The organism is Streptomyces sp. NPDC007983 (genome assembly GCF_042958345.1).
Taxonomy (GTDB): domain Bacteria; phylum Actinomycetota; class Actinomycetes; order Streptomycetales; family Streptomycetaceae; genus Streptomyces.
The window spans coordinates 351,547-369,706 of sequence record NZ_JBIBJI010000005.1 but is presented as its reverse complement, the minus strand read 5'-3'; the positions used below and the strand labels follow the sequence as shown (position 1 = coordinate 369,706).

Here is an 18,160-nt window from a genome sequence, read left to right as displayed (position 1 = left end):
GGCGCGCTGTGGCGACGGCAACACGCGTGGGAGCTGAAGAAGGGGGCGACATGCCGCTGGTTCCGGTCAACCTCGTGTATTTCCTGGAGGTGGCAAGGGCTGGATCGGTCAGCGAGGCCGCCCACATCCTGAACGTCGCCCCGTCGGCGATAAGTCGTCAGATAGCCAAGCTGGAGGCCGAGATCGGGGTGCCGCTCTTCATCCGTCATCCCCGCGGGATGACCGTGACCGACGCGGGCTCGCGGCTGCTGGCGCACGCTCGCCGCAGCGAGATCGAATCGGCCGCGCTCGTCGAGGAGCTGCGCACAGGGCAAGGAGCCGATGTTCGCTGTGTCGCCGTCGCCTGCTCCCAGGGATTCGCGCGCCGTGTCGTACCGGGTGCGATGGCCGCCTTCCGGCGCCGGCATCCGGACGTGACCTTCCGCCTCGACATCGTGTCCCGGCAGGAGGCGACGCGACGGGTGGCCGACGGGATCGTCGACGTCGCCGCCACCTACGCCATGGGCCCGCAGCACGATGTGCGTGTGGAGTGCGCCGTCGTCATCCCGGTGGCCGCGATCGTCCCGCTCGGCCACGAACTGGCCGGGCGGGAGCGGATCACCCTGCCGGAGCTGTGCGCGTATCCGCTGACGCTCAGCCCGACCGGCTCCAGCCAGCGTGAACTCTTCGACATCGGCGTCCGTCTGGAGGGTCTTTCCGTCCGCCCGGCCCTGGTCTGCGACGGCCTCGCCCCACAGTACGAGTTCGTACGCTCCGGGGGCGGGCTGGCTCTCGTCGGCGATCTCGGCGACCTGGGCGACCTGGGCGAGTGCGCCTCCGCGGAGGGCGTCGCGTACGTCCCGATCGACCACCCGGTCTTCCGGCAGCGCGAGGCGCAGGTCCAGACGATGCTCGGCCGTCGGCTCCCGTGGGTGACCTCGCAGTTCACCGAGCTGCTGGCTTCGCTGCTACCAGGACACTCAGGGGCCCGCCCACCATCGCAGTGACCGGTGCCGCCGGCCGTCGGCAGGCGCACTTGGTCCTCGAATCGCCGGCCCGGCTCGTCCGCGCTGCCGTCACAGGCTCAGCAGCAGGTCCCGGACCGCGGCGGGCTGGGACAGGAACGGGTGGTGGCCGGCGTCGAGTTCGACGACGCTGTCGGCCCGGCGGGCGAACTCGCGCTGGAGGCGCGGCGGGGTGCCCCGGTCCTGGGCGCAGAGGAGGTACGTCGAGGGCACCTGCTGCCATGCGGCCGCCCCGACCGGCTGCGCGGTCACCCGCACGCTCTGCCGGGCGAGGTGGTCCGCCGCCTGTGCCTGGATCGCGGGGTCGCAGTCCTGCAGGAACGTGTCCACGAGCAGCTCGGGGCGGACCCCGAAGGTGCCGTCGTCGGGATCGACGTCGAGGAACGGGGCGGGGCGGCCGCTCCCGAACTCCGACAGGCTCTGCCCGACCTCGGGCAGGTAGCTGGAGACCATCACCAGGTGGCGTACCGACGCGACGCCCGCGGCGGCTTCCGCGGTGATGATGCCGCCGTAGCTGTGGGCGACCACAACGGTCGGCTCATCGCTGTCCAGCAGCGCCTGCCGCACCGCCGCGACGTCCTCGGGCAGGCCCGGACCGCCGGCGCCTCCGGGCAGGCCCGCCTCGCCGCAGCTCGGCAGCGCCGGGGCCACGCTCAGCACCCCTCGCCCCCGCAGCAGCTCGGCGGTGCGGTGCCACCACCACGACCCGTCCCGCACGCACGCCCCATGCACGAACACGACCCTCATCGCTACCTCCATGTCTGCCTTGACTGCTCTTCGATCAACGAGGACAAAGCCACCGTTACGGGGACGTGGCTGATCAGCGTACGCAGCACGGGCCACTGGGAGACCAGGCCACGACGGGATCAGACGGTGAGGACGAGCTGCGCGTTCCCCGGCGCCGTGAACGGCCCCGCACCAGGCCGGACGTGGGCATGGCCGACAAGGCGTACTCCTCCCGCGCGATCCGCGAGCATCTGCGCAGGCGCGGTATCCGCGCGGTGATCCCCGCCCCAGTGGACCAGCGCGGTCACCGGATCCGCCGAGGCGGCAGGCCACCGGCCTTCGACCGCGAGACCTACAAACAACGCAACACCGTCGAGCGGTGCATCAACCGCCTGAAGCAGTGGCGAGGCATCGCCACCCGCTACGAGAAGACCGCCACCATCTACCTGGCAGGACTCCACATCGCAGGCATCTTCCTCCCGTCGATCACCTGTCGATGATCTCGCCAGCACCCGCACCGCCTGTTGCTCACCGGCAGGTGTGGCCGGAGCCGTTCCCACTCGGCATCCGTGAGACCACCGCGTTCCTGTTGCCTCATACGGCATGGCCTCCCCTACCGTCGCGCCAGCCAGGTCGCGATCTCGTCCACCACCGCGGAGTCAACGTGTCCTGGCCGCGCGTACTCGGCTGGGGTGGGTTGGCCGCTGCCGGTAAAGAAGAGGTGGTTGGCGTCCTCGTGGATCCGGATCGTCACCTCGGGCCGGTGCGCCAGGGCGCGCTGCCAGCCTGTCAGGTCGTCGGCGATGGTCACTTGGTAGTCTCGCCCGCCCTGAAGGATCAGCATCGGACAGCCCAATTGGGCTGCTGTGGCCACTGGGTCGTAGGCACGCAGGTCGAGCCAATAGGCGGCGGGGAACCCCAGTGGCAGCTGCTTTGACGGCATGTCAGGCGAGAGTTCCGGGTCCGCCACCGACGCGGCCTGCTGGATCAGTGCTGACACCGCCTCGTCCGCGCTCGGACCGGGTGCGAGCTCCGCGAGATAGCGGGCTACCCGGACGGCCGCCTCATGCATCGGCTGCGTGTCCGCGGCGAGCAGCACCAGGCCCGCGATCGACGGGTCGGCGGCGGCGATCCGGGGGGCCACCTTGCCGCCCATGCTGTGGCCGAGCAGGTGGATCCGGTCCGCTGCCACCTCGGGCTGCTGCCGGAGCAGCCGGACGGCGGCGAGCGCATGGGGCAGGTACTCGTCGGCCATGGTGAAGTCCGATGGCAGACGATCCGGATGCGCGAAGGTCACCTTATCGAAGCGCAGCACGGCTACCCGTCGGGAGGCGAGTCCCCAGGCGAGGTCCTTCAGCGGCTTGTTCGGGCCGCTGCTTTCGTCCCGGTCGAACGCGCCGCCACCGCTGAGCAGCACCACGGCGGGCCACGGTCCGGGGCCGGCGGGCATGCTGAGCGTGCCGGGGACCGCGAGCGGACCGGTACCGAGCAGGACGTCCCGCTCGGTGAACCGGTCCGCATCCGCATAGTGCGGTGACTGCCACTCGGCGCCGCCGTGCAGATCGAGTCTCAATCCATGCAATAAACCGTCGTCGCCGACCGACGTGACCACGGTGAAGCTGCCATGTGCGCAGGTCACCGGGATACGCAGGCGCACCAGGTCGCCCTCGCCGGCCTCGGCCACCGGCTCCTCAACCACTTTGACGCCGCCTTCTCCGGCAGCCTCGGCCGCCCACGCGAGCCGCAGGGCCTCGGCCGAGACTGCGGCCCGCAGTGGGGGCGCGAACAGCGCCACGATTTCGCCGAACCGCTCCGCCCGCAGCAGCGCGGCGAAGCCTCGCGCCAGCTGCTGACCACCGCTCAGCTCTGCGCGCGCATCCCAGAAGCCTCCAAAGCCACCGTCTACCGGCACATCGATCTGCTGGTGAGCGGCGGGATTCTGGAGGTGGCCGAGGAGCGTAGGGTGCGCGGCGCGGTGCAACGGCACTACCGGCTGCGGCGGGACCGAGCTGTGATCGGCTCTGAGATGGCCCGCACGCTCACCCCCAAGGACCACCGACAGGTATTCGCCACCGCAATGACCGCCCTGCTGGCCGAGTTCACCGCTTATCTCGACCGCGATGGAGCTGATCCTGTGGCCGACCAGGTGGGGTACCGGCAGCATGCGCTCTGGCTCAGCCCGGCGGAACTGGATGAACTGATCGGCGAACTGCGGGCGGCCATCGCGCCGAAACTCGCCAACCAGCCGAGTCCCGAGCGAGCGCAATACCTGCTCAGCCCTATCCACTTCCCAATGGAAGCCCCTCAGCTGGAGGCCGAGCGGCGAACGACAGGAGCCGAGCAGGAGACAGATACATGATCGGCCGGACAGCTCCTAGCTGTTCTGCCGGTCCTCTGCCTCGTGCGCACGCGAACGACGACTGCGGAGGCGTTCCAGGACGACTGCGCCGAGGAGCACGAGCCCGATGGCGACGACTTTGCTCCCCTGGTAGCCAGCCGCCGGGTCGTTCGCGGCGCCGGTTCCCAAGAACTCCCACAGCGCCCAGGCGATCCCGGTGACGATGAGGAGGACGGCCCCCACCGGGCCGATGCCCCACCACCACGGCGCCTGGGGGTGCTCGTCGGACTGGTCGCGTTCGTCGTGCGCCAAGGTTGTTCTCCAGGTCATGAGTCGGGTAGCGGTGCCCGGCGCCGTCACGGGCCGGTGAAAGGAGAGACGCGTGGCGCGGACCACCTGGTTGCCTGCGGCGCGGCTCTGTCCCACCGACTGCCGCAACCCCAGGGCGCACGCGATCGGCGAGCTGATGCTCGAAGTCTCGCCGCCCTACCTGTCCGACACCGCCACGGCCGATGTCCTCGCCCCGCTCTGCGAAGAAATCGACGAGGAACTCGAGCACGGCTTCGCAGCCCGCCGCTACGCCCTGTCCGGCAACCGCCGCGCCCTGCACGGCACTGTTCTGCGACCGCTGCTGCTTGGCTGCTGCTGTGAGGCACCAGCGACACCGCCCTGCAACAGCGGCTCACCACCGCCGAAACCGCCATCAAGAAACTCAACCAGAAGCTGGCCGAGGCTGGCTCTGCCGCACGCGCTCAGGCCACCGAACTCCTGGACCAAGCCGAGACGATGGACGCCGAGCACCTTGCTGCCCGCATCGCCGTTGCCGACAGAACTCTGAAGGACGCTGAGCGTGCGGAGGCGGAAGCGGGGCTGCTGGTGCGGCAGGCCACCAAGGACCACGAAGAGGCGGCCACCGCCCTCGATGACTTCCCCGGTGTCAAGGTGCCGGCCATCGACAGCACCCAGGAAGCGCAGAAGCAGCTGCAGGAAGCCCAGCACCTGCTGGAACAGGACCGCGTCCTCGCCCAGGTACGGCATCTGGACGCCGAGAAGATCCACCGGCGCGCCGACCAGGCAGCCAGCCACGCCGCGCAGCTTCGGCAATCGGTCAGCGCCCTCAGTGCGGCAAGCGACCATCCAGCCCTTGGCCAGGGTGCTGACGGCGCCGCGGAGATGACTGTGGACGCGCTCCTGCTCGAACAGCACGGGCTGTCCGCCGTGACCGCGCAGTCGCTGCAGCCGCACGACGCCGAGCAGATCAAGGACGCCCTCGTCCGCGAGGTCACTCAGGCCGACCGCGCCCTGGAGAGAGCCAGAACCTCCCTGCGCAAGGACGTGCAGAAGGTGGAACGGCTCGCACAACAGCCGGAGTACCTGCAGATCGTCGACGGACGGCTGCGCGAGCGCCTTGCAGCAAGACCTCACCACCCCCGCCCGGCTGGCCACACTCCTGGAGGACATCGAGGAGCGCGAACGGCAGGTGGTCGCGCTGCTGGCCGAGTCCGCCGAGGACCAGGCCCGCGTCGTGGACGCCTGTACGAGCACAGTCGAAGCGGTCCTGGACAGCGTGGAAGAAGTCGCCCGCCACTCCCGTCTTCCCAAGTATCTGGGGAGTTGGTCCAGCCAGCGGTTCCTGTCGCTGGAGCTGCGCCAGCGCGCCACAGGCGACGAACTGGCTCGGAGACTGTCCGCCGAGGTCGACCGTCTCATCACCAACCTGCCGGCCAAGGCCGCCGGACGGGCCAGCGCCCTGCCTGAGGCGATTGACCTGGCCAAACGACTGGTCCTGGCAGCTCTTGGCGGCCACGGCAACATCGTCGCGAAAATCATCAAGCCGACACAGAGCCTGGACAACGTCGAACGCCATTCCGTCACCGAGATCCAGAAATTCAGCGGCGGCGAACTGCTGACCGTGTCCGTGCTGCTGTACTGCACGCTTGCCCGGATGCGTGCCGCCCAGCGCGACCGGCGCATCCCCGGCGGAGTGGGCACACTGGTGCTGGACAATCCCTTCGGGAAGGCCGACTACAGGCCCTTCGTCGACCTGCAGCGCCGCGCCGCCGCCCACGGTATCCAGCTCGTCTACACCACCGGATCCAACGATCTGCCTGCCCTGGGCCGTTTCCCCCTCATCATCCGCATGCGCAACGGCGTGGACGTGCGCACTAAACGGCGCTACGTCCAGATCCTCGACCGGTACGGCGACGCCGTCGCTGCCGGCGTCGCCCGCGCCCAAGACGACGGCATCACCTCTGCCCATCTCCTGCGCCGAACCGTCCTGCGCACCGAGGCAGAACCAGACACTCAAGCCCCCGAGCAGGATGCCGTGTGACCGCCGCCGATCACATGGCCGCGTTCCTCGCCCGGCAGCCCCGCCAGCGCGTCGACTTCGACGCGCTGGCGGGCGCCGCCGACGCGGGCGACTCCAGCCTGGCCGCCTCGCCCCGGCGACGCCGCATCCTCGCCGACGCCGCCCGCACCTTGGCCCACCGCGGGCTGGCCATCCTGCCCAAGGGAAGCGACGGCTGGGACTACAGCGCCCACCCACCCCTGCCCCCGCTGGGTCAAACGCCCGCCTGCCACCCGGCCACCCCGCCGCCGACACACCCCCACGCCTATGTCGAGCAGCTGCGCTTCGCCACCACCCTGCGCCTGACCGCGGGCGACCACGCCCTGCTCGGCCCGGTCAACGCGCTGCTGCGCGAGCAGCCGGACGCCGAGATCATCCCGCTGGCCGACCGCTCCTACGAGCTGTACGGCGACGAAAAGCGCCTTAAGAACATCGAACGCCGCCACCTCGTCACCAAAGGACTGCTGGACCTCACCGTGCACCTCCGAGCCCGGCCCACGCCCGCCCCCCTGGCGATGTATGAACTCGGGTCGGCGCCCTGGATGCTCATCGTCGAGAACACCGCCGCGTTCACCAGCCTGCGCGACGTCCTCGGCACCTGGCCCGACCGCAGCCAAGTCGGCTGGCTCGGCTTCGGCGAAGGCGACCACCTAATCGCCTCCCTGCCCACCGCCCAGACCTCCTTCCGCGAGCGCGACCACCCCGTGGACACCCTGCTGCTCTACGCAGACCTCGACCTCAAGGGCCTGTGCTGCGCCCAGAAGGCCAGTGAGCGCGCCCATGCTGTCGGCCTTCCCCCGCTGCAGCACGCCGCCGGCCTCTACCAGGCCCTCCTCACCCGTCCACCGCGCACTCACCCGCCCGTCGCCGCCGACGACGCCCATGCCGCGGCCACCTGGCTGCCACCACACCTCGCCGCTCCCGTCGCACAGTTGCTCACCGATGGCCTGGTCCTGCGCCACGAAGCCCTCCCCTTCCCCCAACTCCGCTCCCTCCTCATCCCCAACACCCCGCTGCTGCCCCAGATCCGCGGCATGACGCTGCCCACCACACCGGCGATCTCGCAGCCCCCGCCTCGATCCGCACCGGCACCGAGAGACCCCAGCAGATGAACCCCCGCTACCCCCGCCATGCCTGCCGGTCCCCAGCGCCGACCTGTCCCGCTCCGACTCACAAACCTGGAGCGACATCTTCATCACGACCATCGGCACCGTCCCGACGCGATCGAACGCGTCCTGTTCGCCCTCGCCCGTGCGCAGGGCATCGATCCCGGCACCGCTCCCTGACCCAGCCGAACCCGTTCGTCACGTAACGGGCACAACTGCGGGCCCCGGGCTTATGGACGGTCCAACGGAATGGTGAGGCGGGCTGCCGGACCATCATCATTTAGCGAGGCGACAGCGGCGATCCAATATCGACCGCACCCGGCGAAGTGCGGATCATCGTTCACGACGAGCGCCTGTTGCCGATTGCGGTCCTCGTGTTGGAGCAGTCGAGGGGGAGCCAGGGCGGACCACCTAGCCCGTGGCGGCGAGGTGGGCGTCCACGTCGACGACACCGTCGACGCCCTGGCAGAGGCCCACGACCACTGGGATGAGACGCGGTTCCGGGACGTGACCCCGAAGGGTGACGTCCCCGTCACGGACTGCGACCGAGACGGTGCCCTCGTCCAGGCCGAGGATGCGCCCCAGGACGTCCTGCTCGACCTCGTCGCGGATCTCGAGGTCGGAGCGGAGGAAGGCGTCGAGGAGGTCGCTGCGGCTGATGATGCCGATGAGGAGCCCGTCGCCGCCGACCACCGGCAGCTGCTTGACGTGCCGCCTGCGCAGTTCCCGCGCGGCCCGGGGGATCGTCCAGTCGGCGCGGGCGGTGAAGACGGGGCTGCTCATGAGCGCGCCCGCGGCCTGGGCCCGGGCCTTGGCCCAGGCGCGGTCGTCGTTCCCGTCCTGCCCCTGCGGATCGGGCCTGCCGGTCTCGTGCCGCAGTACGTCGGACGCGGACACCATGCCGAGGGGTGCGCCGTTGTCGTCGAGGACCGGGGCCGCGGCGATGTCGTTCGCGTCCAGCAGGGCGGCGACCTCCTGGAACGGCGTGTCGGGGCGGAAGGTGACGACCTCCTCGGTCATCACGTCCCCGACCGTGCGGCGGTGCAGCATGGCATCGGCCTCCTCCGCTTCGCGACGGGGCGGCCGCGGCCGGGCCGCCCCGGGCGGGCCACGCGCGGTGCGCCGGCCTCCGCGGCCCTGCCGGCTCGCCCACGACGTCTTCTCTACCCATGACAGCACCGTGCCGCTCCGGCGACCACTGACGTTCGACCTGGCGGGGAAGGCCGGCGGTCCTTACGGCCAGGAGTGCGGCCGAGCGCATGCCCACGGGCACGACCCCCGGAACGGACGAAGGGGCCGCGGCCGCCGGACAGTGGCGGGCGCGGCCCCTTCGGGCTCCGGGGGAGGCCTCAGACAGGCGACCTGGTGCCTGATCAGCCGTCGTCGCCGTCGTCCTGGTTGTCGTTGTCGTCGTGGTCCACATGCTGGTTGAGGACCTTGCCACTGGCGGCGTCAACGGTGACGTCGTGGTTCTTGTGGTCCTTGCCGAAGACGTCGACCTCCCAGATGAGGGAGCCGTTGCGGTCGGCGGTGTCGAGTTCGGCGGAGGTCGCGGTGCCGGGCACGGCCTTCAGCGCGGCGGCGGTGGCCTCGTTGTAGCTGACCGTGTCGGCCTTGACCTCGGTGCGGTCCTGCGCGGTGTCGTCCAGCTGCCGCTCGCCCTGGGAGAGCTGGACCGAGGACTTCGGCGCGGGGCCGTTGTCGTCGGCGAAAGCGCCGGCGGCACCCGTGCCACCGATCAGGGCGACGGCGGCGGCCTGCGTCCAGCCGGTCGTACGGCCATGTGCGGGGGAGGTCTGCGCGACCAGGCCCCCTTCGTTCGCCGCGCCCTGTTGCCTTCGAATTCGAACAAGCGATCTAATCAGGGCATGACCCAGAACGATTTCCCCTCTGACCTCACGGAGGCGCAGACCGCCTGGTACCGCACGTACTGGCAGCTCGCGGAATCCGGCCCGGCAGCCAGCACGACCACGGACCGCCGACGCCTCCAAGAGCTGTCAGCACAGATCGCCGACCACCCTTACTGGCGCGGACCATCGGGCACACCCGCCGCACGCATGGAGCTCAAGGAACTCGCGCGGCGCAGAGTCGGGCGGTGAGTCTCCCTGGTCCTATGAGCTCAGGAACCGGTGCCTCCCGCGGCTCCGGAGAGCACCAGCCGCTGTCGTGGTCGGTCTGCTCGGCAGCGACCTGTTGGTGGTGATTGCTCGTAGCCGAGGTCGTCGACCTCCCCCAGCTCGGAGCGCAACGAGAGCAGCTCGCTCTCCACCGAGCTGGTCTGGTTCGTGAGCCGACGGATCTGGTAGCTGTACTCGTCGCTCACGGCCGCGCCTTCCCGCTGGTCTCCGAATCCTCCATCGAGGCGCCAAGGACGACCATCCAGCCCAGGATGATGGCCGGCAGGAACCACAAGCTGATCAGGCTCAGGCTGACCAGGGCGACCAGGACCGCGACCACATGCAGGCCGACGGCCACCTTGCGGCAGTGGAGGTGCCTGTCGGCATCGACCTTCTGATGGAAGCAACCGGCCATGGTCCCCACAAAGTGCGGGACCAACAGGAACAGCCACCCAAAGGAGCGGTCCCAGGCAAAGGTGAGGGCGATCAGCCCGGCCCCGACCCCCGCCTGCCCGCGCCAGGACCACACCACGATGCGCTCGCTGCGCTTCCGCTTCGGTTCGGCTATCCGCTCGGGGATCGTCTTCTCGAACTCCACCAGCTCGTCGGCGGCCTCAACCAGCCGCTCGTACTCCACCTCGAACTGGTCGTCGTCGGTCGAGCACTTCAGCACCTCGGCATGGCAAGCCCCCACATGATGCTGGAGCTGCGCGAACTGTTGATCTAATTTCTGCTCGGTGCTGTCCACTGAGGTACCCCCACCTGCGATGCGACAACGAGTCGCCCGAACACTGCCCAGCGACAACCGCCGCCAGCCGTCGAACTGATCGACCGTACCCGTACTCGGGAGGGCTGCGCAGAGGGCGGAGGACAAAAGGGGCTGACCCCTCCAGACACCCGCGTCCGAGGGTTCAGGACAGGTTGTCAGTGGGAGCTGGCACCCTCCCCACCGGGACACATCAACCGCTGCCGGTGACACGATGAGTTGGGGCGAAGGGGTGGGGATTCCTTGCGGGATGACAGGCGGCAGATCCAGACCGCGGTATTGGGTAGCGCGGACTCGGAGGAGCCGCTGATGCTGCCGTTGGAGGCGATCGAGCTGGACGCCTTCCGCCACCGGCACGAGCACGACACGTTCTGGTGCGGGCTGCTGCTCGGCGGGTGCGGCGGCCAGTTGACGACCAAGCTCTACACCGACCGGGTCTGTTCCCTGTCAAGTCGTACGTGTTGAGGGGTGGCGAGCCCTGGCTTCGCGTGCTTCAACGCAACGATCGAGGGGTGAGCCGACCGTGCGTGGTGGGGTACACCTCGCCCCACTTTCCCGACCCTCTTGCCGGTGAGTCAGTCCTGGGCGAGGTGGTCGAGGAACTGGCCGATCAGTTCCAGGCCGGTGCGCAGGGTCTCGGTGTCGTCGGCGAAGCCGATGCGGACGGTGTGCTCGATGTCGAAGGCGGCGCCGGGGGTGAACATGACGCCGGTCTGCTGAAGGAGGCGGGTGCAGAATTCGTAGGAGCCGATCGGAGCGCTGTAGCGCAGGAGCGCGGTGGTGCCCGAGGCCGGTTTGACGTAGGTGATGTCGTCGCGGCCGGTGATCCATTCATCGAGGATGGCGAGGTTGGTGCGGGTGATCTGGTGGGAGCGGGCGAGGATGGCGTCCTTGTTCTCCAGGGCGACGCAGGCCAGGAGATCGTCGACGCGTCCGACGCTGATGGTGGTGTAGTCCCGGTGGGTGGCTACCTCGGCGAGGAGGCGGGTGGGGCCGACGATCCAGCCCAGGCGCAGTCCGGCCAGGGAGTAGGGCTTGGACATGCTGCCGGTGGAGATGCCGCGCTCGTACAGGTCGGCGATCGAGGCGGTGAAGCCGTCGCCGTCCTGGTCGACGCCCCGGTAGACCTCGTCGCACAGCACCCATGCGCCGACCCGTTCGGCGATCTTGGCGATGCGGGCCAGTCCGGCTTCGCCGATGAGGGCGCCGGTGGGGTTGTTGGGGTTGTTGACGGCGATGAGCTTGGTGTCGGCCGTAACCAGGCGGTCGAGTTCGTCGAGGTCGGGCAGCCAGCCGTTGGCCTCGCGCAGCGGCAGTTGGGTAACGCGGGCGCCGTAGCTCTCGGGGATGGAGTAGTGCTGCTGGTAGGTGGGGACGACGGCCACGATGTGGTCGGCGGGTTCGACCAGAGTGGCGTGCACGAGGGCGTTCGCGCCGATCGCGCCGTGGGTGATCAGGACGTTGTCCGGGCCCTGGCTGTCGTAGAGGCCGGCGACGAGGCTGCGCAGGCGTGGGCTGCCGGGGATGGGGCCGTAGGTGAGCGGGGTGGCGTCGAGTTCGGCGAGGATCTCGCCCCGCCGTCCGGACATCTGCAGCAGTTCGCCGGTGGTCAGGGAGCGGACGCAGGTCTCGGCGAGGTTGTAGCGGCAGGTCTCCTCGTAGTCGTTCATCCACTGCTCGACGGCGAACGGGCGGATCTTCACCGGGACTGTCCCTTCGTCATGGCATTGTCGTTGTACAGGGCGGCCCAGGCGACGGCCGCGTCCTCGATGCCCAGTCCCACGGACCGGAAGTACACCGGCCGCTCGCCGCTCGGGCGCTGGGCGCAGCCGGCCACGAGGCCGGCCAGGTCGCCGCGCACGGCTGCGGGGTCCCAGCCGTCAGCGGCGGCGCGGGTCAGGTCGGCGGCGACCTGCAAGGTGGTGAGCGCGTCGACGTAGACGTCAAGGGCCTCGACGGCGGCGGGCGGGATCTCGCGGGCGCCGGGGGCGTTGGTCGAGATCGAGGTGACGACCGTGCCGGCGGGCAGGGTGCGGGGGTCGATCACATCGTCGGCGGCCGAGGTGCACAGCATCACCAGGTCCGCACCCGTCACCGCGTCCTCAAGGTTCGCCGCGGCCTGGACGCCGTCGCCGGCCTCGTCGACGCCCTGCGGGGAGAAGGCGCGGACGGTCATGCCGGGGCGCACGTGGCGCAGGTAGCGGGCGTGGGCACGGCCGACTCGCCCGTACCCGATGACGGCCGCGGTGCGGGCGGCAGGAGCAGGTCGGTGGCGAGCACGGTGGTGGCCGCGGTGCGCTCGACGGTCAGCCCGGAGGCGTCCAGAAGCGCGATGGGCTTCCCCGTGGACAGGCTCACGAGCATCGTCCACGCCGTGACCACGGCGGGCCCGGCAGGGTAGGTCAGGTACGGGGAGACCTTGACCGAGTACACGTCGGCATGGGGCAGGACAGCCGGGTAGTGGATGACGTCACCGTCACCGGGCAGGTCGACCGTGAACTGGCCCGGAGTCGGTGCCGTGCTGAGGTAGGGGGCCCCGAAGGCGTCGCGGAGAGCGGCGAGAACGGCCTGCTCGGAGACGCGGGGAGAGCTGATCACACGCATGATGAGCAATATATTGCTCATCTAGCCAGGTGGCAACCTTTTGCGCACTATAGTTCTCACTATGAGTCGTGAGAACGCCCCAGACGGAGACGGCCAGGCCACGCAGGAGTTCGCCACCCGCATCGGCACACGCATCCGCACGCTGCGCAAACAGCGAGGCTGGGGCGTCCAGCACCTCGCCGACGCCGCCAAGCTCAGCCGGCGCATGCTCACCGACATCGAACTCGGCCAGGCCAACCCCAGCCTCGCCACCGTCGACCGCGTCGCCCGTGCCCTCGACACCGACTTCGCCGCCCTTGCCCTGCCCGAGAACGACGCTCCCGGCACGGAAGCCGAAGGCACGCTCGTATGGGAGGCCCCGGACGCCAGCACCGCCCTCCTGCTGGGCGCCACCGAGAACCCGCGCGCCGAACTATGGCGCTGGACCCTCGCCCCAGGCGGCCGTTACGACGCCGAACCCGACCGGCCTGGAGCACAGGAGATCCACCACGTCCTCGCCGGCCGCCTCACCCTCGTGCTGGAAACCGGACCGCAGGTGGTGGGACCGGGGCAGAGCGCCACCATCCCCAGCGACCAGCAGTACGCCTACCTCAACGAGCACGCCGAACCGACCGTCTTCATGCGGGTTGTCAGCGGCGCCTGACGCCGTCGGCTTGCCCCGACCCGCCCCGTCCCCGACGGATCCAGGACGGGCCGGGAGGCACCCGGAGCTCATCAACCGGGCCAAGGCCACGGGCCGGCTGCGCGAGGACTTCGATCCCTCGGACCTGGTCTTGATCCATATGGCCTACGCCGGCGTCGTCAACGCCACCGGCGACGCCGCCCTCGACGCATGGCGGCGCGTCGTCGCCATGCTGATCCAGTCCTGCGAGGCACCGGCCCGCGGCCCCCTGCCCTCCTCGCCCGAGCATGACGCCCTCTACAAGGCCATGCTCCGCGCCAGCCCGGCGGACGCGACCGCGCCGGCGCCGGATGAGAGCGCCTGACGACAGCTGGCCGAGCCGGCGGGGCACTGCCCTTTGTCGACCGGGCAGGGGTGGGTTGCGGCAGGTGCCTGCGGGGGCGCTCCTTTGCCGTGGCGTGGAGCGGCCCCCTGAGCAGATGGGCAGGCGTGCCTGCCCGCCAGGGTTGCGTACACCGTAGACGGCGTGGTGCTCCGGCGCGGGGGTGTGCTCAGTTGCCGCGCGGCGCAGTGGGGTGAGTAGTGATTCAGAGTGTCTGGTTCGGGTTCGGGTTCGGTTGGGTCGGCAGCATTCGAACGAGGGAGGTGGGCTGCGGCAGTGCACCGCGCAGTTGTCGATTCTCCACGGTCAGTTGGTTAACAGCGCGAACAAGATGATCGACGTCGGTCCGCAGCTGGGACAGCTCCGTTGTGTCCTTGGCTCGGAGTTCCTTGAGTTTGACGATCTGTTGGCGCAGGCGGATCTCGGAGTCCGGCGTCTGTCCGCGCGCCCTGACCTGTGTGTAGAAGTCGTTCTTGAGGTCGAGGTGGCGCTGGGTGAGCGCGTTGCGCGGTACGTCGGCTTCCTGGGCCAGGGCGACGATCGTCAGCGCGCCGTTGGAGTGCTGCGCGGTTCCTTGCAGGATGCGGTCCATGCCCGCGCGGATACGGTCGCGTTCGTCGGGTGCGGGCTCATGCGGTGGCGTCCTGGAGGCTGATGCGGGTGCGGTGGTGGGTGTCGGCGAGGTCGCGCAGGCGGGTGGCGTTGTCGGGCAGGCGTTCGCCCAGCGGACCGGGGACGTGGCCTGCCTGCTGGTCAAGCGCGGTGGCGCGGAGGCGGAGGCCGGTGGCGTGCTGGTCGGTGCGGGCGATGTTCGCGCAGGCGGGGACGCACTGGTCGAGGCTGGGGGTGTCCTTGAGGCCGCGGTGGCACAGGGCCTTGTCGCGCTTGTAGACGCACATCAGCAGCGTCCGGGGATTGTCGTAGACGGCCAGGTGGGGGTTGGCGAGGATCTGTCGGGCCTGCCGTGCGGTGATGACGGTGCCGGTGTACTGGGGCGCGGTGGCGGCGGCCTTGATGGCCCGGCGGGCGGCGGGCCCGGAGATGCCGAGGCCGTCCTCGATCGCGGCATTCAGGTCGGCGACAGTGTCGATGGTGGCGCGGGCCGTCTCGACGTCGAGGAGGTCGTGGATGCCGTCCCGGCTGCGCGCGGCGTATCCGGCCGCTACGGAAGTTCGCAGATGACGGTACTGAATTGCGAGTGCGACCAGGCCCCCGGGGCGGCGGGCGATGTGCCAAGCCAGGCTCCTGCGGAACCGTTCGGTACCAATCCTGCCGTGCGGGTCCGGCGGGATGACCTCGTGGACCAGGCCGCGGGCGGCTGCCTCGTGGTTGGCCCAGGTGATGAAGTCCTCCACCCGGGTGCCCAGGGTGTGCACGGTGAGGGAGCCGGTGCCGGCCCGGGTGCCGCGCAGGTCGTGGGCGTGGTGGTCGAACAGCAGCTGCCCTGGGGCAACCATGCGTTCCAGGACACGGATGGCGTTCACGACAGGGGCGATGGCCATCCAGGGAGCATCGCGGACTTCGCCCTCGGGGCGGTGGTTGCCGTCTTCGTCGCTGGCGGTCTTGTACACGGTGCTCGTGATCAGGTGCCGCCCTGTGTGCCCGGCGCTGTCCGGCTTCGGGTCGGGGCAGCAGCCGCTGCGCAGTCCGGCCGCCTCGCCGGGACGCATCCCGGTCAGATAGGCGATGACGATGAAGCACGCCGTGCCCAACTGGCGCATCAGGAAGCCTGCTTCGGTGTAGTCGACGGCCTCTGTCCAGGGGATCCCGCCGAGTCGGCCGGTGATCGGAACACGGAGCGGGCAGGGGCCGGGCCGATCCAGGACGGCCTGGCGCCAGCCGTGATCACGGGTGGTGCTGTGGACCTGGCCCAGGGAGGCGCCGGTGAGCGCGGCGATATACGCGCCCGCGATCGTAGTTCTGCCCAGCCACCGTGTGGTCGGAATCGGCAGCCGGTCGGCATCGATGCGGTCCATGAATGCCCGAAGAGCGGCTCGTGAGGCGGGCGTGGCGATGTTGGCGGCAGCCGGTTGGCTTCGGCCCAGGCGGCCAGGATGTCGTCGCTGAACTCCTCGACTGCGCGGATCGCCCACACCAGCAGGGGGCCCATGGTCTGCTCGGCGATCGCCTCGGTGGCGTTCTCGCCGCGCGGCGTCGCCGCCGGCAGGTAGTCATCCACCCCCTCGGACTCCCACGGCGGGCAGCCGATTCCGCTGGGACGGCCACTGAGCTGGTCGAAGACCCACAGCTGGGTCAGCGACGACAGCACGCTGTGTACCGTGATGCGGGCCGCCCCGCTGTCGCGCACGTGACGGCCGTACTCACCCGGTACCTGCGTGGTGCAGTTGCTCAGCGTGGTGATGCCCCGGTCGGTGAGCCACACGGCCAGCCGGCACCAGGTCCCGATCGTCTGGCAGAGCGCCTTGGGGGCCTGGCGTGAGCGCCAGGTGGGATGGCGCTCACGCAGGAACACCGCGGGCAGTTCGCCGTTGATCAACGTCCAGGCGGCCAGCCGCATCTCCTCCCGGAACGTGTCGGGGAACGTCGGCCAGTGGATGGTGCTGTGCGTGACGCCCGGGTTGGCGTTCATGGGGATCAGCGGCCAGGCCGGCGCCGCATAGCGCGCGATGGGGCCGGTGTAGCCGTCGACGATCCGGTGGGCGGCGATGACGGGGGTGTCGGGTCCGGGAAGGAAGCGGGCAGGGGCTGGGGTGACCGTCACGGGTCGAGGTCTCCGTTGAGCAGCAGGGCGATGAGTTCGCGGTCGGTGTCGTTCACGTCGGCCAGGGCGCGGGTCCACACTGCGGTGCCGAGCTGGCTCTTGAGGTGTTCCAGGCGGGCGTGCCCGTCCTCCCACTGGCTGTGCCACTGGCCCGGGTGCACGGCGGTGCGCAGGTTGTCGAGGGAGTGGTGCAGGTGGGCCAGACGGCTGTGTTGTGCGGGGTGGATTCGGGCGTTGGGGCAGGCCAGGCACATCAGGAACGAGGCCCCGCATCCTCCGCCGGGGCCGGGACAGGGGCTGTTGTCGTAGTCATGACAGTCGGCGGTGTCTGTCGGCTGGTCGGCCGGATCGGCTTCCTCGCGCAGTTCGGCGGCGAACACGGTTGCGCGGGCCTCGGCCACGACGGCTTCGGCCGCCTCGGCGATGACCGGGACCGCGGCCTGGCGGACCTGGGGATCGGTGAGCGTGTAGACGCGGTCGTGGGTGGCCTGGCTGTTCTGTCCGGGCGCGCGCCGGTGCAGCGTGTTCACCGTCCGCCACCCCCTGCGGAACGGCGAGGAGGAGAAGCCCTGTTGGGTCGCCCAGCCCTTGGCCGTGCTGCCGGAGATCCCGAACCCGAACACCCCGACGGTTGACGTGGCCTTCGACGACGCCCGAGTTCCACTGCAGGGTGAGGCCAGCGATGACGGCGTCGCGATCGCGGTCGATACCGGCGGCGAGGGTGTGGAGGCTGGGCAGGTCGTCCTGCCGGACGGCGTCGGGCCAGTGCGGCAGGCGTTCGCCCTGGCGCTCGGTGAGCATGACCGCGAAGTAGCGGACATGCCGGATGAGGGCGTCGAGCTCGGGGCAATGAAAGCGGACGGTCTTGAGCTGGAGCTGTTCGGGCTCGGTGAGGGTTTCCGGGCGGCTGAGGATCCATCCGGCGACCTTCCGCGGTGAATGCGGCCGCGCGGTCACCGGCCGCGGCGAAGTGCGCTTCTCGTGCAGGTAGGCGCGGACGCGCTGGTAGCTGCCTTTGTAGCCAAGCGGCACAATCTCCTCTCAGAGCTTCCAGGCGTGTCACGTCCACCGACAGCACCGCGACACCGGCGATCGACGGGAACAACAACTCCTTCAGCCGGAGTACGACCTCTTGCACGGCCCCGAACCCTCGGCCCAGCCGCCTTGCCCACGGGTCGTTTTCAGTCGACTTCGCGTGCGGCCCGGAGAAACTCAGCTGTGACTCAGCGTGGCCGCGTCACAGAAGTTGAGCCAGAACCAACTCGGGTTCTGGCTCAACTTCCGTGAAGTGCGACTGTGCGCGTTCGCGGTGGTACACCACAGATGCCGCCCAAGGGCTGTCCCGTAAGTGACCTTCCAGGTCTCGCAACCTGATCCGGAAGGCCCCTACACGGGAGTTGTGGACGCCAGCTCCCGTTGACCG

Annotated in this window: 21 protein-coding genes and 2 pseudogenes; 9 read left to right on the top strand and 14 right to left on the bottom strand. The window is 69.9% G+C overall.

The features are described 5' to 3' along the window. Positions 1-50 precede the first annotated feature (50 nt). Positions 51-986, top strand: coding sequence for a LysR substrate-binding domain-containing protein (locus ACFZCY_RS18645; RefSeq protein WP_391174257.1), 936 nt, complete (start codon positions 51-53; stop codon positions 984-986). A gap of 69 nt (positions 987-1,055) precedes the next feature. Here the strand turns inward: ACFZCY_RS18645 and ACFZCY_RS18640 are convergent, their stop codons facing one another. Then, complete coding sequence (locus tag ACFZCY_RS18640) at positions 1,056-1,751, bottom strand: alpha/beta fold hydrolase (RefSeq protein ID WP_391174260.1); 696 nt, start codon at positions 1,749-1,751, stop codon at positions 1,056-1,058. Positions 1,752-1,882: 131 nt separating this feature from the next. On the opposite strand from ACFZCY_RS18640, the pseudogene ACFZCY_RS18635 reads away from it, so the two are divergent. Beyond that, positions 1,883-2,303: pseudogene (locus ACFZCY_RS18635) on the top strand (transposase); the annotation flags it as partial. 40 nt (positions 2,304-2,343) lie between these two features. On the opposite strand, the gene ACFZCY_RS18630 reads toward ACFZCY_RS18635, so the two are convergent. Continuing rightward, the gene (locus ACFZCY_RS18630) at positions 2,344-3,711 is read right to left on the bottom strand and encodes an alpha/beta fold hydrolase (RefSeq protein ID WP_391174262.1); all 1,368 of its coding nucleotides are present in this window, start codon (positions 3,709-3,711) and stop codon (positions 2,344-2,346) included. Between ACFZCY_RS18630 and ACFZCY_RS18625 the strand changes: the two genes are divergently transcribed. Continuing rightward, a complete protein-coding gene (locus tag ACFZCY_RS18625; protein WP_391174265.1) occupies positions 3,694-4,089 on the top strand; it encodes a hypothetical protein in 396 nt (131 codons plus the stop codon). The two genes, ACFZCY_RS18630 and ACFZCY_RS18625, sit on opposite strands and share 18 nt — an antisense overlap. Positions 4,090-4,104: 15 nt before the next feature. On the opposite strand, the gene ACFZCY_RS18620 is transcribed toward ACFZCY_RS18625, so the two are convergent. Together ACFZCY_RS18620 and ACFZCY_RS18615 are read right to left on the bottom strand one after the other, a co-directional pair. Continuing rightward, positions 4,105-4,380: a hypothetical protein gene (locus ACFZCY_RS18620; RefSeq protein WP_391174267.1), complete on the bottom strand. Its 276-nt coding sequence runs from the start codon at positions 4,378-4,380 to the stop codon at positions 4,105-4,107. A 264-nt stretch (positions 4,381-4,644) separates the two neighbouring features. Next, on the bottom strand, positions 4,645-5,514 hold the full coding sequence (locus ACFZCY_RS18615) for a hypothetical protein (protein ID WP_391174270.1): 870 nt from the start codon (positions 5,512-5,514) through the stop codon (positions 4,645-4,647). 34 nt (positions 5,515-5,548) lie between these two features. Here ACFZCY_RS18615 and ACFZCY_RS18610 point away from each other — a divergent pair, with 34 nt between their 5' ends. Continuing rightward, positions 5,549-6,400, top strand: a complete 852-nt coding sequence (locus ACFZCY_RS18610) for a hypothetical protein (protein WP_391174273.1) — start codon at positions 5,549-5,551, stop codon at positions 6,398-6,400. Then, complete coding sequence (locus tag ACFZCY_RS18605) at positions 6,397-7,530, top strand: hypothetical protein (protein ID WP_391174275.1); 1,134 nt, start codon at positions 6,397-6,399, stop codon at positions 7,528-7,530. The genes ACFZCY_RS18610 and ACFZCY_RS18605 overlap by 4 nt, the downstream gene beginning before the upstream one ends. Before the next feature lie 405 nt (positions 7,531-7,935). On the opposite strand, the gene ACFZCY_RS18600 is transcribed toward ACFZCY_RS18605, so the two are convergent. The 4 genes from ACFZCY_RS18600 to ACFZCY_RS18585 all read right to left on the bottom strand — a co-directional run bounded on the left by ACFZCY_RS18600 (position 7,936) and on the right by ACFZCY_RS18585 (position 10,389). Next, entirely contained in the window at positions 7,936-8,574 is a 639-nt protein-coding gene (locus tag ACFZCY_RS18600) for a CBS domain-containing protein (RefSeq protein WP_391174279.1), read from the bottom strand. A 323-nt stretch (positions 8,575-8,897) separates the two neighbouring features. Beyond that, on the bottom strand, positions 8,898-9,515 hold the full coding sequence (locus ACFZCY_RS18595) for a PepSY domain-containing protein (protein ID WP_391174281.1): 618 nt from the start codon (positions 9,513-9,515) through the stop codon (positions 8,898-8,900). 128 nt (positions 9,516-9,643) lie between these two features. Then, positions 9,644-9,847, bottom strand: a complete 204-nt coding sequence (locus tag ACFZCY_RS18590; RefSeq protein ID WP_391174284.1) for a hypothetical protein — start codon at positions 9,845-9,847, stop codon at positions 9,644-9,646. Continuing rightward, complete coding sequence (locus ACFZCY_RS18585; RefSeq protein WP_391174286.1) at positions 9,844-10,389, bottom strand: hypothetical protein; 546 nt, start codon at positions 10,387-10,389, stop codon at positions 9,844-9,846. Before ACFZCY_RS18585 ends, ACFZCY_RS18590 begins: the two co-directional genes overlap by 4 nt. Positions 10,390-10,716: 327 nt before the next feature. On the opposite strand from ACFZCY_RS18585, the gene ACFZCY_RS18580 reads away from it, so the two are divergent. Further along, the gene (locus tag ACFZCY_RS18580; protein WP_391174289.1) at positions 10,717-10,872 is read left to right on the top strand and encodes a hypothetical protein; all 156 of its coding nucleotides are present in this window, start codon (positions 10,717-10,719) and stop codon (positions 10,870-10,872) included. 110 nt (positions 10,873-10,982) lie between these two features. Here the strand turns inward: ACFZCY_RS18580 and ACFZCY_RS18575 are convergent, their stop codons facing one another. Next, a complete protein-coding gene (locus ACFZCY_RS18575) occupies positions 10,983-12,110 on the bottom strand; it encodes an aminotransferase (protein ID WP_391174292.1) in 1,128 nt (375 codons plus the stop codon). Then, positions 12,107-13,011: pseudogene (locus tag ACFZCY_RS18570) on the bottom strand (hypothetical protein). Before ACFZCY_RS18570 ends, ACFZCY_RS18575 begins: the two are co-directional and overlap by 4 nt. 61 nt (positions 13,012-13,072) lie before the next feature. On the opposite strand from ACFZCY_RS18570, the gene ACFZCY_RS18565 reads away from it, so the two are divergent. Next, the gene (locus ACFZCY_RS18565) at positions 13,073-13,654 is read left to right on the top strand and encodes a helix-turn-helix domain-containing protein (RefSeq protein WP_391174296.1); all 582 of its coding nucleotides are present in this window, start codon (positions 13,073-13,075) and stop codon (positions 13,652-13,654) included. Positions 13,655-13,664: 10 nt separating this feature from the next. Next, a complete protein-coding gene (locus ACFZCY_RS18560; RefSeq protein WP_391174299.1) occupies positions 13,665-13,997 on the top strand; it encodes a hypothetical protein in 333 nt (110 codons plus the stop codon). A gap of 223 nt (positions 13,998-14,220) precedes the next feature. On the opposite strand, the gene ACFZCY_RS18555 is transcribed toward ACFZCY_RS18560, so the two are convergent. The 4 genes from ACFZCY_RS18555 to ACFZCY_RS18540 are packed head-to-tail and all read right to left on the bottom strand — an operon-like array spanning position 14,221 to position 17,267. Continuing rightward, the gene (locus ACFZCY_RS18555) at positions 14,221-14,607 is read right to left on the bottom strand and encodes a hypothetical protein (RefSeq protein ID WP_391174302.1); all 387 of its coding nucleotides are present in this window, start codon (positions 14,605-14,607) and stop codon (positions 14,221-14,223) included. A 37-nt stretch (positions 14,608-14,644) separates the two neighbouring features. Then, entirely contained in the window at positions 14,645-15,736 is a 1,092-nt protein-coding gene (locus tag ACFZCY_RS18550; protein WP_391174305.1) for a hypothetical protein, read from the bottom strand. Then, the gene (locus ACFZCY_RS18545; protein ID WP_391174308.1) at positions 15,736-16,737 is read right to left on the bottom strand and encodes a hypothetical protein; all 1,002 of its coding nucleotides are present in this window, start codon (positions 16,735-16,737) and stop codon (positions 15,736-15,738) included. The genes ACFZCY_RS18550 and ACFZCY_RS18545 overlap by 1 nt, the downstream gene beginning before the upstream one ends. After that, on the bottom strand, positions 16,734-17,267 hold the full coding sequence (locus tag ACFZCY_RS18540; protein WP_391174311.1) for a hypothetical protein: 534 nt from the start codon (positions 17,265-17,267) through the stop codon (positions 16,734-16,736). The genes ACFZCY_RS18545 and ACFZCY_RS18540 overlap by 4 nt, the downstream gene beginning before the upstream one ends. Here ACFZCY_RS18540 and ACFZCY_RS18535 point away from each other — a divergent pair. Continuing rightward, positions 17,260-17,676, top strand: a complete 417-nt coding sequence (locus ACFZCY_RS18535) for a hypothetical protein (RefSeq protein WP_391174314.1) — start codon at positions 17,260-17,262, stop codon at positions 17,674-17,676. The two genes, ACFZCY_RS18540 and ACFZCY_RS18535, sit on opposite strands and share 8 nt — an antisense overlap. Positions 17,677-18,160 lie beyond the last annotated feature (484 nt).